The organism is Rhodoplanes sp. SY1 (assembly GCF_046000175.1).
Classification (GTDB): domain Bacteria; phylum Pseudomonadota; class Alphaproteobacteria; order Rhizobiales; family Xanthobacteraceae; genus Rhodoplanes.
The window spans coordinates 1-15,653 of the sequence record NZ_JBEOMB010000029.1 but is presented as its reverse complement, the minus strand read 5'-3'; the positions used below and the strand labels follow the sequence as shown (position 1 = coordinate 15,653).

Here is a 15,653-nt window from a genome sequence, read left to right as displayed (position 1 = left end):
GCAGAGCGCGGCGTCGCGCCGAGATCCTGACGAGATCAGACGAGGCGGACGATGCTGTCGTCCTTGGTCTTGCCCCACTTGCGATAGAGGTCGAGCTTCTTCTGGGTCGGCTCGTCGCTGGCGACGAACAGGAACACCGGGTCCGTGTCGGAGCCGTTGACGTGCTCGCACCACATGCCGCCCGGCACCGCGAGCGTGTCGTGCGCGTTCCAGTCGAAACGCTTGCCGTCGACGATCGAGTGTCCCTTGCCCTCGAACGGCGCGACCAGCAGGTTGGCGGTCTGGCGCAGCGGCAGGGTGCGCTCGCCGGGCCGCAGCATCTGCACGAAGAACGTGATGGTCTTGAACACCGGCTGGCCGGTGGTCGGGTCGATGTACTCGACCATCAGGGCCTCGTGGGCGTCGCCGTCCCAGTCCTTGTGACGCTCGAGCAGCTCGCGCATCATGTCCCAGCGATAGACGAACATCGGCGAGGAGAAGCCGGCGCCGCGCTTCTCCTTGCTGGCGAAGCGGGGCATCAGGCCGCCATAGCCGTAGATGCGCTGCGAGTAGTCGGACGGGAATCGCTCCGACTGCTGCTTCATCGGCACCATCACGCCGTCGACCTCCTCGGCGTAGTGATGATCGAAGTGCACGGCGTTGAGGGTCTCGACCAGCGGGAAGTCGAGCACCGAGAGATTGAGCGCCTGCTCGCCGCCGACCGTGCCGTGATTGTGCCAGGTGTCGTTCGGCGTGAGCACCAGGTCGCCGGGGCCGAACACGATGTTCTCGCCGTCGACGCCGGTGAAATTGCCCTTGCCCTTCAGGCCGAACCGCACCGCGCTCGGCGAGTGCTTGTGGGGCGGCATGATCTCGTCGGCGTCGTTGAGCCGATAGGCCGTGTACATGGTCGAGACGGTGGCGCGCTTCGGCGCGAGGCCCGGATTGACCAGCACCAGCGAGCGGCGCTCCGAGTCGTCCATCGTGACCAATTCGACGGCACGATTCAGGATTGGTTCGATGTCCTCGGCGCAGCGCCAGAGAAACGGCACGGCCCGCGAGGTCGCCATCAGCTGCTTGATCTCGTCGTTCTGCACGTCCGCCGAGGTCGCCCAGAACGGAAACATGTTCTTGGCGCCGATCTCGTCGTAGAGCGCCTTCAGGGCGGTGTCGCGGTTGGGGAGACGATGCACGTTCGTCGACATGGAGGACTCCATCGGGGGTGCGTCGGCGGAACCAATGACGAAAGGCTAGCAGCAAAAGGTTCTCCGTCAACGGGCCGATTTGGCACCAATCTTCTTTATTGGTCCGGCCGCACATGGTATGCATTGCACACGACGAGGCCGGCGCCTGAATCCACGATCGAATCCGGCGCGGCGCCCCGGCGGGCCCCGGAGCGGCGCCCGTCGGCGGAGCAGACGTGTGCACCGCACCGTGCAGGGAGCAAACAATATGAGCAGCCTCGACCAGCCGAGATCCCGCCGCGGCGCCGACGCAGCCGCGCTCGGCGCGGCGCCCGGCCTGATCACGGCGGAGGCGCGGCTCGACGCGGCCGCGCTGGAGATCGCCCGCGACTCGTCCGACCTCGCGCTGCATCGCCTGCGCGAGCTGATCACGTCGGAACGCTTCGGGCACGACGGGCGGTTGCCGCCGGAGCGCAATCTCGCCGACGAGCTCGGCGTCAGCCGGCGTGCCGTGCGCCAGGCCCTCGGCACGCTGGAGGCGGAGGGTCGCATCATCCGCCAGCAAGGCCGCGGCACCTTCGTGGCCGAGGCGCGGCCGAGCGCGTCGGAGCTGGTGCGCGAGCTCTCCAAGCTCACCAATCCGGTCGACACGCTGGAGGCGCGGCTCGCCATCGAGCCCATGCAGGCGCGACTCGCGGCGTTGCGCGCGACGCCCGGCGACATCGACAAGCTGTTCGAGGCGGCGGAGGCGAGCCGCGTCGCGGCCGATCCGCCCTCCTACGAGAAGGCCGACGCGGCGTTCCATCGCCGTGTCGCGGCGGCGACCCGCAACCCGCTGATGATCGCGATCTTCGAGGCCGTGATGGAGACGGCGGCCGACGGCAGCTGGCGCCACGGCCGCGAGACCGCGCACTGCATCAACAACCAGGCCGTCTACGCGGCGGCGCACCGGCGCATCGCCGCCGCCATCTCGGCTCGCAACGCGACGCTCGCCGAGGACGCCATGCGGGCGCACCTCACCGCGATCCAGCAACGGCTGATCGAGTACGCGTTTCCGCGCGCCGAGATGAACGATTGATCGGAGCTGATCAGATCAGCGATCGATCCCGGAGAACAGCACCGTGACGGGGCCGGCCGGAAGCGGACCGCTCAAGAGGCCGGCGAGGCCGGCCGTGCCGGTTGCGGAGGCCGCGATCGTCGTGTGGCGCTTGCCGAGATCGTAGGCGCGTTCGACCATGGGCTCCGGCGCGACGACGACGGCGCCGCCGCTCGCCCGCACCCCTTTCAGGATCTCGAGCCAGTCGTAGGTCTCGTCGTCGAGAATCCCGTGCGCGAGGCTGTGCGGCACGCTCTCCCAGGCCCACATGTAGTCGGTGCGATGCTGCGCGGCCGCGTCGAGCGCGATGTCGGTCGCCTTGCCGAAGGCACGCGCGAGCGGCGCACAGCCTTTCGTCTGCACGGCGACGAGCCGCGGCATGCGGGGGAGGCGCCCGGCCGCGACCGCGATGGACAGCCCCTGCGCCAGCGCGCTCGCCAGCGCGCCGCCGCCGACCTGGACATACAAGGTGCCTGGATCGCCGCCCGCCGCGGCGAGCGTCTCGGCGATCTCGAAGCCGAGCGTGCGGCCGCCCTCGATGGCGAGGCCGTTGTCGGGCCCCTGCACGCCGAACGGCAGCGCGCCGTCGCGCACCGCGGCCCGAAACGCCGTGACGCACGGGTCGCCCGTCTCGCCGGGCTTGCGGTCGCACACCGTGATGTCGGCGCCGAGATCCGTCAGACGGGCGACGACGGCCGAGCTCGCATCGGGCGGGATGAACACGTCGAGCGGCCAGTCGGCCGCGCGCGCCACCACGGCGGCGGCGAGCGCCGCGTTGCCGCAGGACGCGATCGCCAGCTTTCGCGCCCGCAAGCCGTCCGCGAGAGGGAGCCGCGCCGCGTCCAGCACGCGCAGATAGAGCATCACGCCCATCAGGTGACGGGCCTTGTGCGAGCCCGAGACGTTGTGCGTCTCGTCCTTGACGAACAGCGGCCCTGTGAGGCCGACCGCCTGCGCGAGCGCCGCCTCCCGCGTCATCGGCGTGACGCGAAAGCCGCGGCCGTCGACCGCGATCAATTTCTGGTCCAGCGCGCCGACGATCTCGGCCCAGGCGGCGTCGGAAAGGCCCTTTGCGCGCGCCAGCCGGTACGGCGACAGCATTGCGCGATATCTGAGAAACGGATCGTCCTCGTGGCCCGGCGCGAAGACGGCGTCGCCCTCCTCGGGCACCAGCAGATGATCGATGTCTGCGCCGTCTTTTGCGGTCGGGCAGCCGAAGGGGAGCGCGACGTCGATCGCGACGCGCGTGCCGCAGCCGTGACAGACGAAGTGAGGAACGGAGGAGGTCATTTCAGTGCGCTCGGAAATCGACCTCATGGTGAGGAGGCCGCGCAGCGGCCGTCTCGAACCATGAGGCCACGCATGATGTCACGCGTTGCGGGCCGCCCCGTCCTTCGAGACGCGCCTTCGGCGCTCCTCAGGACGAGGCGGATCGGGGCGCCGCGCCTCGTCAGCTCCGGCCCGCGCCGCTCTTGGCGTTGAAGGCGCGGATCATCTCGTCCCAGGCCGGCACCATGTCGAGGAGGCCGTCCCAGAACGACTGCTTGGCCCGCACCGTGAACTCCTCGAGCGACACGCCCTGCTGCTCCACCCAGGTGAAGTAGCCGAGATTGAAGATGCGCTTGCGGTCGACATGGGTCAGCTCGATCAGGTGATCGGTGCCGATGCCGGCGAGCGACCTGCCCCAGGTCTCGCCCGCCGCGACCTGATCGAAGCGATTGCCGAAATACTTCGGCATCGCCTTGACGATCTCGCTGCCGTACATGGCCGAGCCGTCGGTCGCCACCGTCATGATCACGTCGTCGGGGCCGAGGTCCCAGTACTTGGCGGCCTTGATGGCGGCCAGCATGTTGCACAGGCCCGAGAGGCCGAAATGCGGGAGCTGCGCCACCAGGGCCGGATCGAGACCGCGCCGCTCGACCAGATACTTGCGGCCCTCGTCGGTGTTGAACAGCACGAACAGCGTGTCGGTCGTGTGGTCGGAGACGCCGACCACCATGTCGGTGTTCATCACGTTGTGGATGAACGGCACGTGCTTGTCGCCGATGCCCTGGATGTTGTGCTCGCCGAAGCCGTTGTAGAGCAGCGTCGGGCACTCCTCGGCCTCGACCGCGACGATCTTGGTGCCGTAGGTCGCCTTGAGGTGATCACCGGCCGCGAGCGTGCCGGCCGAGCCGGTCGCCGAGACATAGGCGGCGAGCTTCGCGCCCTTCTTCCCCTTGGTGATGGTCTCGTAGACCTTGGCGAGCGCCGCGCCCGTGCAGGTGCGATGGACGACGTAGTTCCCGAACTCGCAGAACTGATTGAAGATGATGTTGTCGGGATCGCGGTCGAGCGCCGCGCAGGCGTCGTAGATCTCCTTGACGTTGCTCTCCGAGCCCGGCGTCCGGATGATGTCGGAGGGATCGCTCACCCAGCGGTCGAGCCAGTCGAACCGCTCCTTGCTCATGTTCTCGGGCAGCACCGCGACGCCGCGGCAGCCGAGGATGCGCGAGATGGCGACGCCGCCGCGGCAGTAGTTGCCGGTCGACGGCCAGATGGCGCGATGGTGCGTCGGGTCGAACTGGCCGGTGACGACGCGCGGCACCAGACAGCCATAGGCGGCCAGCACCTTGTGGGCGGCGATCATCGGGAAGCGGTCGCCGACCGCCAGCACGATGCGGGCCTTCACGCCGGTCAGCTCGCTCGGCAGCTCGACGAAGCCGGGCACGTCGACGAGATCGCGGCGCGCCGCGTCGTTCCACCAATGCACCCGGAACAGGTTCAGCGGATGCGGCGAGTCGGGATCGACGTCGCGCAGCTTGCCGCGAATCGCGGGGTCGATGGTGGTCGGGTTCGCCAGCTCGGCGAGCGTCGGCAGCACCACGTTGGCTTCGCGGAAGCGGGCGTTCGTCCGCTCATAGACACCGGTGTCGACCACCGTCCGCTCGAGTCCCAGCCGCGCCATGTTGTCCTTCCGTCGTGATGATCAGTGTTCGGGCTTCGACCGAGCACGGGACTCGGCCCTCTCCCGGGCGGGAGAGCTTTCTTGTTCAGGCCCACTCGCTCGTCTCCCTCTCCCAGTCGGCCGGGAGAGAGTCGGGGGTGGGTGGGCGCCTTCGTACCCTCGAAACGCCCTTCACCCGCCGTCCGCGCTGAACGCGCGAATGGCGACCTCTCCCCGCGTGCGGGGAGAGGTTACGAGGGCAGGCGATGGGGGCTTATCATACATTCTTCAGTCGGTCCCACAGCCGGGCCGCCTCGGCGCGCGCCGTCGCCTGGAAGGCGGCCGGATCGCCTGCGACCAGATGTCCGTCGAGCACGACCGGGCGGCCGGCGACGACGACATGCTCGACGGCGCCGCCGCGTCGCACCACCACGTCGCCGGCGGCACCGACGGCCAGGGGCTCGGGATGCAGACCGAAACGCTCGGCCATCAGCGCGTGCCCTGCGGCGAGCCGCGTCGCGGCGCGCGGGCCGGCGACGGCCTCGTCATCGTTCTCCTGCGCGAGACGGGCCAGCGCCGCCTGCTCGACCGCCATGTCCGGATCCCAGCCGTCGACGCCGAGCGCGACGGTCGAGACCTGCGACAGGTTGCCGGCGTAGCCCACCCGGTTGCCTTCGTTGGAGCGCGGGTTCTGCACGAACCAGGCGCCGTTTCGCGCGGCGAGCCGCACCTGCGTGGCGTCGAGATGCACGCCGTGCGCGATGATCGAGCCCGGCACGAGCGCGCCGAGCGCGATCAGCCGCTCCAAGGGCCCGTCGAAGCCGCGCCGCTTCGCGTCCTCGACGTCGGCCATGTCCTCGGCGACGTGGACGTGCACGGCGGTGCCGAGCGCGCGGGCGAGGTCGCCCGCCTCGGCGATCGTCTCGTCCGACACCGTGAAGCTCGCATGCAGCCCGACCATGCCGCGCAGCAGCGGCGAGGCGACGACGGTGCGGTTCTCGGCGAGCCCGCGCACCGCCTCGTCGCGCCCGAAATTGCGCTCGGTGGCGCCGAAGCAGAGGACCGCGCGGATGCCGAGCTCTGTCGTGACGTCGCTCAGGACCTCGAGCGAGCCCTCGATCAGGTTCGGCGACTCGTGGTGGTCGATCAGCGTCGTGGTGCCGGCGAGCAGCGCCTTGGCGACGTAATCACGTGCGCCGGCCCGCAGCGTCTCGGCGTCGATGGCGCGGTCGAGCCGCCACCACACGCGCTCGAGAATCTGCACGAAGTTCTTCGGCGCCGGCTCGGGCTTCGGCATGCCGTAGGGCGCCAGCGCGCTGTAGATGTGGGTGTGGGCGCAGACATTGCCCGGCGCGATCTCGCCGCCTGGGCAGGACAGCACCGGCGCGTCGACCGGCGCCTCGCGCGCCACCACACCGTCGACGATCGCGACGCGACGGCCGTGACGGTCGGGACCGATGAGGAGCGCCTGTGAGTGAGTCATCTGTTTGCTCCGGCCGTCGGAGAGAAGAACGGCAGGTCGTCGAACTCGGAACCGTCATGCCCGGGCTCGTCCCGGGCATCCACGTCTGGTGCCGCGATCACGCGCAAGGTCGTGGATGGCCGGGACGAGCCCGGCCATGACGACCCTGTGCGACGCCGCGAGCACATCAGAAGATCCTCAGTGCCACTCGTTGCGGTCGCCCGGGATACGGCCGACATTGATCGCCTTCGCGGCCGGCGACTCCTTCATCGGCAGGCGCATGTGGCGGGTGCCGTCGAACATCGCGAGCGCACCGGCGACCGCGCCGGCGGTCGGCACCAGGCCGATCTCGCCGACGCCCTTGGCGCCGAACGGGCCTTCCGGCTCCGGCACCTCGACCAGCGTCACCTCGACCTTCGGCATGTGCTGGGCGCGCAGCACGCCGATCTCGCGCAGCTTCGCGGTGACCGGCATGCCGTCCTTGCACGGAAGCTCCTCGGTGAGGGCGTAGCCGAGGCCCATGTGGACGGCGCCTTCGATCTGCGCCGTGCACTGCTGCGGATTGAGCGCGCGGCCGACGTCGTGCGCGGCGTAGACCGTGTCGACGGCGCCGGCCTCGTTCAGCACCACCACCTGGGTGGCCCAGCCGAAGGTGGTGTGCGTCTTGATCTTGCCGTTCTTGGTCTCGCCCGGCGCCGTGGTGTCGTCGACCACGGTGGTGCCCTCGTAAATGCGGCCGGCGAGATCGTCGAGCGACAGCCCCTTGGCGAGATCGAGCTTCAGCTTCTCGGCGGCGTCGATGACGGCGCGGCCGGCGAGCAGCGTCGCGCGCGAGCCGGTCGTCTGGCCGGCGCCGAGCTCGAAGCGGGTGTTGACCTGTGGGCGGAAGATGTCGGCCGGCAGATGCGTCACCTCGACGGCGCATTGCGTCAGGATGGTGAGCAGCCCCTGCCCCATCTCGGTGAAGCCGGTGTGCAGGTCGATGGTGCCGTCGGGCTGGACGACGAGGCGGGCGTGGCCGCGCTCGATCGCGCCGTTGCCGAGGCCGGAGTTCTTCAGCGCGCAGGCGATGCCGACCGCACGCCCCGCGTTCTTGGCCGCGTAGTAGGCATCCTTGACGGCGGCGAGCGTCGTCTCGACGCCGATCGGCTTGTCGAGAATCTGGCCGGTCGTGTAGGCGTCGCCGGTGCGCAGCACGTTGCGCCAGCGCATCTCGAAGCCGTCGAGCCCGACCTTGGCGGCGAGCAGATCGAGACAGCCCTCGATCGCGAAGCTGGTCTGATTGACGCCGAAGCCGCGCATCGCGCCGCAGGGCGGGTTGTTGGTATAGGCGGCGGTCGATTCGATGTCGATCGCCGGCACCTTGTAGGGACCGACCGCGTGGCCGGCGGCGCGCTCCAGCACCTTTCCGCCGACCGAGGCATAGGCGCCGGAATCGCCCATGATCGAGATCTTGGCGCCGGTGAGATGCCCCTCCGCGTCGCAGCCGACCGTATAGGTCATGGTCAGCGGATGGCGCTTGGGATGCATGCGCACCGACTCCTCGCGGGTCAGCGTCACCCGCACGGGCCGCCCGGTGAGACGCGCGAGCAGCGCGGTCTGCGCCTGGATGGTCATGTCCTCGCGGCCCCCGAAGGCGCCGCCGTTCGGCATCAGCTCGACGAACAGGTTCTCCTCCGGCTCGCCCAGCACGCTCGCCACCTGGCGGCGATCGTCGAAGATGCCCTGGCCCTGGCTGTAGATGTGCAGCCGTCCGTCGGGCAGCGGCACCGCGAGCGTCGCCTCGGTCTCGAGGAACAGATGCTCGATGCGCTGCGTCTTCCAGGTGCCGGTGACGACGTGCGCAGAGCCCTTCAGGGCCGCATCGGCGTCGCCCTTCAGGATCTTCGTCACCTGCAGGACGTTGGCGTGATTCGGGTTGACCTGCGGGGCGCCCGGCTTCACCGCCTCGAACGGATCGAGCACCGGCGGCAGCGGCTCGTAGTCGACCTCGACCAGCGCGGCGGCCGCACGGGCGATGCGGGCCGTGTCGGCCGCGATCGCGGCCACCACGTCGCCGACATAGCGGACCTCCTCGCCCTCGGCGACCATCACGGGCCAGTCCGGATAGATCAGGCCGACCCAACGGTTGCCGGGCACGTCCTTGGCGGTCGCGACGGCATGCACGCCGGGCAGCGCCAGCGCCTTGCTCACGTCGATCGACTTCACGCGAGCGCGCGCATGCGGCGACAGAACCACGACACCATGCAGCAGGCCGGGCGCGTCGATGTCGGCGACGAACGGCCGACGGCCAAGCACCAGGTCGGCACCCTGCCAGCGCTGCAGCGGCTCGCCGACGCCACCGTTCTCGACGACGGGCGGCAGCGCGGCGCCGCGCTTGGCCTTGTGGATCAGCTCGACGGCATCGAGGATCTTCACATAGCCGGTGCAGCGGCACAGATGGCCGTCGAGCGCCTTGGCGATCTCGTCGCGGGAGTAATCGCGATCCTGGTCGGTGAGGTACTTGATGCGCAGCACCAGGCCCGGCGTGCAGTAGCCGCACTGCAGGCCGGCGGTCGCCTGGAAGGCGTCGGCATAGAGCTTGCGCTCGTTGTCGGAGACGCCTTCGAGTGTGAGGATCGAGCGCCCCTCGATCTGCGCCACCTTGATCGAGCAGGTGACCTTGGGCTGTCCCTCGATCAACACCAGGCAGCAGCCGCATTCCTTCTGGGGTCCGCAGCCCGGCTTGATCGACTTGATCTTGAAGTGCTCGCGCAGCACGTCGAGCAGCGGCTCGTCGGCGAGCGTGTCGACAGCGACGGGCTCGCCGTTCAGGCGGAAGCGGACTGTTTTGGTCATTATGGCGCTTCTCCTCGGTGTGTCTCAGAATCCGAAGTCGCCGAAGACGTCGTGCAGCTGCTCGCTGCGCCGCAGCTTCGCCTGCGCGGTGTCGCCCAGCGCGAGCGCGACCTCGGCGCACAGGTGATTGAGCAGGCTGAGCGGCGCCACGTAGGAATCGAACAGGCTGGCGCCGCGACTGAGGCAGCGGAACGTCACGGTCGCCTCGTCGGCGACGTCGCCAAGCGACGGGTCGGTGAGCAGGACGACGTCGGCCCCGGCCGTGCGGGCGACGCGCAGGATCTTGGCCAGCACGGGCGGCCGGCGGCGGAAGCCCAGCATCAGCACGGCGTCGCCGGCCGACAGGGTGGAGAGATCCTCGGCCAGCGTCTGGCCGGGCAGCGGCAGCAGGCGCACGTCCGGCTTCACCTGCACCAGAAGCTCGCGGGCATAGAGCGCGAGCGCATGGCTGTTGCGGAAGCCGACGACGAAGAGGCGCGGCGCCTTCGCCAGCACGGCGACGGCGCGCTCGGCGTGTTCGGGCGGAATGCCCTTCAGGGTCAGGGTCAGGCAGGCGAGGTCGTGCTCGAGATGACGGCCGAGATTCCCCGGCACGGCGGTCTCGCGCAGCTCGGCGAGCGGCGAGCCGGACGCCATGCCGGCGCGGGCCTGCTGCCGCAAGTCCTGGTAGTCCGCGTAGCCGAGCCGCCGCACCAGGCGGGTGGCGGTCGCCTTGGAAACGCCGGCGCGCTCCGCCAGCTCGGTCGCCGAATAGGCCGGCAGCTCGTCGCCGAGGTCGAGCAGCACGTCGGCGATCTTCCGCTCGCCGGCGGGCAGGCGCTCGTACTGGGCGCGGATCGCTTGGTCCAAGGGCTGCACCATGTCGGAGAGAGAAACACAAATTTCATCTAGACGCAATCGCGAAATTCGTGTTTCATGTGCGCGAACCGGCCGGATATACGCCGCGCCTGCCCGCCACGGCATCCGGACCGTCACGAGGTTTTCGCTCCGTACGGAATCGTGCGGATCAGGAGGCCATGCGGGCGAAGGGGCCTGTCGCCGAGGGGGCGGCCGGCCGGGACTGCACGGAACTGCAGCCCGATTCGATTGGAGATGCCGATGTCGAAGCTCGATGGCCGCGTGGCCGAACTCGCCGAAAAATACCACCCGCTGGCGATCGAAATCCTGAAGGAGGCCATCCGGATCCCGGCCGACTACGTCGACCGTCCGGTCGAGCAGGGTGGCGACCCGCGCTGCGGCACCTCGAATCACGAGTTCCCCCGCCTCGACTACCTGCGCAAGCGAATCATCGAGATCGGCGCCGTGCGCAGCGCGGCCGACGTCGACTTCGACGCCTTCGGCAACCTCGTCTGGGTGGTGACCGACCCGAACGACGGCATCCCGGCCGACCAGAAGAAGGTCATCTATCTCGACGGGCACACCGACACGGTGAAGCCGCTGCGGGACGTCTGGCTCGCCAAGACGAACGGCGGCGTCGACGTCTATGACGGCCTGCTCGACCGCGCCAAGATCACCAAGCCGATGCTCGAGAAGGAGCTCGGCTGGGTGCCGCCGGAGAGCGAGTGGGACAACCTGCTGTTCGGGCGCGGCTCGGCCGACCAGCTCGGCGGCGTGATCTCGCAGATCGTCGCCTCGAAGATTCTCCTCGAGCTCGCCCCCGAGGGCGCCCTGAAGGGCGTGATCGTGCGCTCCTACGCGACCGTCTGCGAGGAGGACAACGACGGCGCCGGCCCGATGTACGTGATGCGCAACGTCCTGCCGGGCGCCAAGCCCGAGCTGATCCCGGACGTCGTCATCCTCACCGACTCGACCGGCGACGCCAAGAAGGGCGCGCTCGGCATCTATCGCGGCCAGCGCGGCCGCATGCAGATCGAGGTGACCGTGACGGGCCGCTCGTCGCACGGCTCGATGCCGTGGATGGGCCTCAACCCGCTCGAATACGGTGCCGCGATCCTGAAGGAGGCGGCCGAGAAGTACGAGAAGCGCGACGGCTTCCTCGACAACGCCTTCCTCGGCCACGGCACCCGCACGGCGTCGTGGGCGACGCTCGACACGCCGAGCGACTGCGCCGTGCCGGCCCGCTTCGTGTTCCGGTTCGACCGCCGCCTCACCATCGGCGAGACGCCCGAGCAGTCGGTGAAGGACGTCGAGAGCCTGTCGTCGGTCGCCGCGGCCCGCGCAGCCGGCCTCGAGGTCACGGTCGCGATCCCGGTCTATCCGGACGCGAGCTGGAAGGGCTACGTGCTCAACAACGACCAGATCTATCTCGGCTGGGTGACGCCGGAAGAGCATCCGGCGATCGCGGCGGCCGTGACGGCCTACAAGGGCGTCGTCAGCCCGCACGTGAACGGCGTCAGCGGCACCGGCGGCTTCATCCCGAAGGAGCCGCGCGTCGATCGCTGGATCTTCTCGACCGACGGCGTCGGCTATCCGGTGCCCAAGGACGACACCTCGATCCCGGTCGGCGCGGACAAGAACTGGGTCGTCTCCGGCGCCTACAAGCACCCGGCGATGTTCGGCTTCGCCCCCGGCATCGAGCAGAACACCCACAAGATCGCCGAGTGCGTCGACGTGCGCGAGGTGCGGCACTGCATCGCCTTCCTGGCGCGCTTCCCCAGCGTGTTCGCCGGTAACGCCTGATCTCGACGACGACCGGGCCGTTCGTCGCGGACGGCCCGGCCTCCCGCCTTCCGAGCAGCCGCCTGCTCCAACCCGTCAAGCAAGGATACTGCCCATGCCCAGCGCCATCGAGAAAGAGCTCGCCGCCTTCAAGGCCCTGAAGACCGACCTGTTCCACAAGGACTTCCTGATCACGTGGGAGCACAAGCTCGACGAGATCAAGGCGATCCTGACGCTCGCCGAGGCGCTCAAGCAGCTGCACGCGCAGGGCACGTCCTACCGGGCGTTCGAGTCCGGCCTCGCGATCTCGATCTTCCGCGACAACTCGACCCGCACCCGCTTCTCGTTCGCGGCCGCCGCGAGCGCGCTCGGCTTCACGCTCTCCGAGCTCGACGAGGAGAAGAGCCAGATCGCCCACGGCGAGACCGTGCGCGAGACCGCCAACATGATCTCGTTCATGGCCGAGGCGATCGGCATCCGCGACGACATGTTCCTGGGCGAGGGCAACACCTACATGCGCGAGGTCGGCGATGCGCTGACCGAGGGCACCCAGAAGGGCGTGCTGCATCGCCGCCCGAGCATCATCAACCTGCAGTGCGACATCGACCACCCGACTCAAGCGCTCGCGGATCTCGCCTGGCTGAAGAAGCATTTCGGCGGGCTGGAGAACCTGCGCGGCAAGAAGATCGCCATGACCTGGGCCTACAGCCCGAGCTACGGCAAGCCGCTCTCGGTGCCGCAAGGGGTGATCGGCCTGATGAGCCGCTTCGGCATGAACGTCAGCCTCGCGCACCCGGAGGGCTACGGCCTCATCCCGGACGTGATCGAGACGGCGCGCAAGCAGTCGGCCGAGACCGGCGGCTCGTTCGAGGTGGTCAACAGCATGGAGGCCGCCTTCGAGAACGCCGACATCGTCTATCCGAAGTCGTGGGCGCCCTTCCAGGTCATGCAGCGCCGCACCGAGCTCCTCAAGGTCTCCGACAAGGACGGCCTCAAGGCGCTGGAGAAGGAGTGCCTGGCCAACAACGCCAAGTTCCAGAACTGGGAATGCGACCGCGCCAAGATGAATCTCACGCGCGACAAGTCGGCCCTCTACATGCACTGCCTGCCGGCCGACATCACCGACGTGAGCTGCAAGAAGGGCGAGGTCTCGGCCGAGGTGTTCGAGCAGTATCGCATCCCGACCTATCACGAGGCGAGCTACAAGCCGTTCGTGATCAGCGCCCTGATGTTCCTCACCCGCCTGCGCGACCCGGCCGCGAAGCTGGAGGAGATCATCCGCCGCGCCAAGCCGCTCAGCCTCTGAGTCCTCAGCCTCAGAGTCGGAGACACCGACCATCACGGTGTCTCGGTCATTCCGGGCCGGCGCAACGCGCCGGACCCGGAATCCAGCCGGGACTTCGGAAATCGTGGTTGGAGCCCGGGTTCGCACCTTCGGGGCGCCCCGGAATGACGTCGAACTGATTCGCCGGCGTCGCTGACAGCCGGCCAAAGAGTCTCCACCGGGAGGGGGCTGCCAATGTCGAAGAGCAAGACCGTCGTCGTCGCGCTCGGTGGCAATTCGTTCATCGCCGACGAGAGTCATCAATCGGTTCCGGACCAGTACCGCGCCGCCGAGAAGGCCTGCGCCGAGATTGTGCAGCTGCTGCGCGATCCCGCGCTGCGGCTCGTGGTGACGCACGGCAACGGCCCGCAGGTCGGCTTCATCCTGCGCCGCTCCGAGCTCGCCGCGCCGGCGCTCCACCAGGTCCCGCTCGATTCCTGCGTCGCCGACACGCAGGGTGCGCTCGGCTATCAGCTCGAGCTGGCGCTGCGCAACGAGATGCGCCGCCATGGCGTCAACCGCTCGCCGGCCGCGCTCGTGACGCTCGTCGCGGTCGATCGCGACGATCCCGCGTTCAAGACCCCGACCAAGCCGATCGGCTCGTTCCTCACCAAGGAGAAGGCCGAGGAGCATCGCGCCAAGGACGGCTGGGACGTGGTGGAGGACGCGGGCCGCGGCTGGCGTCGTGTCGTCGCCTCGCCGCAACCGAAGGCGATCCTCGACCTCGAGGCGGTGCAGCGCCTGCTCGACGCCGGCTTCGTGGTCGTCGCGGCGGGCGGCGGCGGTATCGCCGTGGTCGAGGACGAGAACGGGTCTCTGACAGGCGCGTCCGCCGTGGTCGACAAGGACCTCGCCTCGAGCCTGCTCGCCCGCCAGCTCGGCGCCGAGATGCTGGTCATCACCACGGGCGTCGAGAAGGTCGCGCTCGATTTCGGCAAGCCGACCCAGCGCGCGCTCGACACCATGACGCTCGCGCAGGCGAGCCGCTACATGGCCGAGGGACACTTCAAGCCGGGCAGCATGCTGCCGAAGGTCGAGGCCTGCGTGGCGTTCCTGGAGGGCGGCGGCCGCGAGGCCGTGATCACGGACCCGGGCCACATGGCGGCCGCGATCGAGGGCCGGGCCGGGACGCGCGTCGTCCCCTGACTCGGCGGGCGCGGGACCCTGGTCCCGTGTCCGGTGTTACGCTCCAATGCGACCTGCGCACAGCGCGGCCGCGGCGTTTCCGGTACAACGGATCGCCGTCGCCGCGCTTTTCGCGCACGGCCGACCGATCTGTTGTGAACAGGAGCGCGCGATGCCGCACCCCGTCTTCCAGCCCGGCGCCGTCGCCGTCGTCACCGGCGGCGCAGCCGGGATCGGCCTCGCGGCCGTCCAGGCGTTCGCGCGGCTCGGTCTCGCCGTGGTCATCGCCGACGTGAGCGACGAGCATCTCGCGGCCGCGGAGGCCGCGGTGCACGCCGAATGCCCGGACGCGACCATCGTGACGCGGGTCATCGACGTGAGCCGGCGGGAAGATCTCGAAGCGCTGGAGGCGGAGGTCCGCCAAAGGTTCGGCGGCACTGACGTGCTGATGAACAATGCCGGCGTGCAGCCGGGCAGCCACATGTTCGCCCCGCAGGCGAACTGGGAGCGCATTCTCGGCGTCAATCTGTGGGGCGTGATCCACGGCTGTCACGTCTTCGTGCCACCCATGATCGCGCGTGGGCGGCCGGGTCTCGTCATCAACACGGGATCCAAGCAGGGCATCACGACCCCGCCGGGCGATCCCGCCTACAACGTGTCAAAGACCGGGGTGAAGACGTTCACCGAGCTCTTGGCGCACGAGCTGCGCACCACGGACAACTGCGCCGTGACGGCGCATCTGCTGATTCCCGGCTTCGTGTTCACGGCGCTGACCGCGCGCGGTCGCACCGAGAAGCCGGCCGGTGCCTGGACGCCCGAGCAGACCATCGCCTCGATGATGACGCATCTCGACCGCGGCGACTTCTACATCCTGTGTCCGGACAACGAGGTGACGCGCACGCTCGACGAGCGCCGGATTCTCTGGGCCGCCGGCGACCTGATCGAGAATCGCCCGGCGCTGTCGCGCTGGCACCCGGATTTCGCGGAGGCGTTTGCGGCTTTCGTGAAAGCGGGGGAGGCGGACTGAACGGGCGGGCGTCACACGACGTCGTGGCCTGGCCTTCGCCGCTGTTCACGGCGCGGGACGACCGTTCGAACCC

11 protein-coding genes are annotated in these 15,653 nt (G+C 69.2%); 5 read left to right on the top strand and 6 right to left on the bottom strand.

Features of this window, described 5'->3' with window-relative positions; translation table 11 throughout:
* Positions 1-35: 35 nt before the first annotated feature.
* Entirely contained in the window at positions 36-1,184 is a 1,149-nt protein-coding gene (locus ABTU92_RS09255) for a cupin domain-containing protein (protein WP_408089855.1), read from the bottom strand.
* 247 nt (positions 1,185-1,431) lie between these two features.
* Between ABTU92_RS09255 and ABTU92_RS09250 the strand changes: the two genes are divergently transcribed.
* Positions 1,432-2,241, top strand: coding sequence for a FadR/GntR family transcriptional regulator (locus tag ABTU92_RS09250; protein ID WP_408089853.1), 810 nt, complete (start codon positions 1,432-1,434; stop codon positions 2,239-2,241).
* A 15-nt stretch (positions 2,242-2,256) separates the two neighbouring features.
* Here ABTU92_RS09250 and ABTU92_RS09245 read toward each other — a convergent pair whose 3' ends face one another.
* The 5 genes from ABTU92_RS09245 to ABTU92_RS09225 form a co-directional block, all read right to left on the bottom strand.
* Positions 2,257-3,549 (bottom strand): pyridoxal-phosphate dependent enzyme, encoded by a 1,293-nt coding sequence (locus ABTU92_RS09245; protein WP_408089851.1) that lies wholly within the window; start codon positions 3,547-3,549, stop codon positions 2,257-2,259.
* A 160-nt stretch (positions 3,550-3,709) separates the two neighbouring features.
* Positions 3,710-5,206, bottom strand: a complete 1,497-nt coding sequence (locus ABTU92_RS09240; RefSeq protein ID WP_408089850.1) for a pyridoxal-5'-phosphate-dependent protein subunit beta — start codon at positions 5,204-5,206, stop codon at positions 3,710-3,712.
* 256 nt (positions 5,207-5,462) lie between these two features.
* A complete protein-coding gene (locus tag ABTU92_RS09235; protein ID WP_408089849.1) occupies positions 5,463-6,668 on the bottom strand; it encodes an amidohydrolase family protein in 1,206 nt (401 codons plus the stop codon).
* Between the two features lie 177 nt (positions 6,669-6,845).
* Positions 6,846-9,485: a selenium-dependent xanthine dehydrogenase gene (gene xdh / locus ABTU92_RS09230; protein WP_408089847.1), complete on the bottom strand. Its 2,640-nt coding sequence runs from the start codon at positions 9,483-9,485 to the stop codon at positions 6,846-6,848.
* A gap of 24 nt (positions 9,486-9,509) precedes the next feature.
* The gene (locus ABTU92_RS09225; RefSeq protein WP_408089845.1) at positions 9,510-10,334 is read right to left on the bottom strand and encodes a MurR/RpiR family transcriptional regulator; all 825 of its coding nucleotides are present in this window, start codon (positions 10,332-10,334) and stop codon (positions 9,510-9,512) included.
* Between the two features lie 249 nt (positions 10,335-10,583).
* Here ABTU92_RS09225 and ABTU92_RS09220 point away from each other — a divergent pair, with 249 nt between their 5' ends.
* The 4 genes from ABTU92_RS09220 to ABTU92_RS09205 all read left to right on the top strand — a co-directional run bounded on the left by ABTU92_RS09220 (position 10,584) and on the right by ABTU92_RS09205 (position 15,580).
* Complete coding sequence (locus ABTU92_RS09220; RefSeq protein WP_408089843.1) at positions 10,584-12,125, top strand: M20/M25/M40 family metallo-hydrolase; 1,542 nt, start codon at positions 10,584-10,586, stop codon at positions 12,123-12,125.
* A 94-nt stretch (positions 12,126-12,219) separates the two neighbouring features.
* Positions 12,220-13,410 carry a knotted carbamoyltransferase YgeW gene (gene ygeW, locus ABTU92_RS09215; protein ID WP_408089841.1) on the top strand — a complete coding sequence of 397 codons (1,191 nt, stop codon included), beginning with the start codon at positions 12,220-12,222 and terminating at the stop codon, positions 13,408-13,410.
* A gap of 213 nt (positions 13,411-13,623) precedes the next feature.
* The gene (locus ABTU92_RS09210) at positions 13,624-14,574 is read left to right on the top strand and encodes a carbamate kinase (RefSeq protein WP_408089839.1); all 951 of its coding nucleotides are present in this window, start codon (positions 13,624-13,626) and stop codon (positions 14,572-14,574) included.
* 151 nt (positions 14,575-14,725) lie between these two features.
* Complete coding sequence (locus tag ABTU92_RS09205; protein ID WP_408089837.1) at positions 14,726-15,580, top strand: SDR family NAD(P)-dependent oxidoreductase; 855 nt, start codon at positions 14,726-14,728, stop codon at positions 15,578-15,580.
* Positions 15,581-15,653 lie beyond the last annotated feature (73 nt).

Bases quoted from the DNA above. Each gene is read 5' to 3' on its own strand.
- ABTU92_RS09255 (WP_408089855.1), bottom strand. From the start codon at position 1,184: ATGTCGACGAACGTGCATCGTCTCCCCAACCGCGACACCGCCCTGAAG.
- ABTU92_RS09250 (WP_408089853.1), top strand. From the start codon at position 1,432: ATGAGCAGCCTCGACCAGCCGAGATCCCGCCGCGGCGCCGACGCAGCC.
- ABTU92_RS09245 (WP_408089851.1), bottom strand. From the start codon at position 3,549: ATGACCTCCTCCGTTCCTCACTTCGTCTGTCACGGCTGCGGCACGCGC.
- ABTU92_RS09240 (WP_408089850.1), bottom strand. From the start codon at position 5,206: ATGGCGCGGCTGGGACTCGAGCGGACGGTGGTCGACACCGGTGTCTAT.
- ABTU92_RS09235 (WP_408089849.1), bottom strand. From the start codon at position 6,668: ATGACTCACTCACAGGCGCTCCTCATCGGTCCCGACCGTCACGGCCGT.
- xdh (WP_408089847.1), bottom strand. From the start codon at position 9,485: ATGACCAAAACAGTCCGCTTCCGCCTGAACGGCGAGCCCGTCGCTGTC.
- ABTU92_RS09220 (WP_408089843.1), top strand. From the start codon at position 10,584: ATGTCGAAGCTCGATGGCCGCGTGGCCGAACTCGCCGAAAAATACCAC.
- ygeW (WP_408089841.1), top strand. From the start codon at position 12,220: ATGCCCAGCGCCATCGAGAAAGAGCTCGCCGCCTTCAAGGCCCTGAAG.
- ABTU92_RS09210 (WP_408089839.1), top strand. From the start codon at position 13,624: ATGTCGAAGAGCAAGACCGTCGTCGTCGCGCTCGGTGGCAATTCGTTC.
- ABTU92_RS09205 (WP_408089837.1), top strand. From the start codon at position 14,726: ATGCCGCACCCCGTCTTCCAGCCCGGCGCCGTCGCCGTCGTCACCGGC.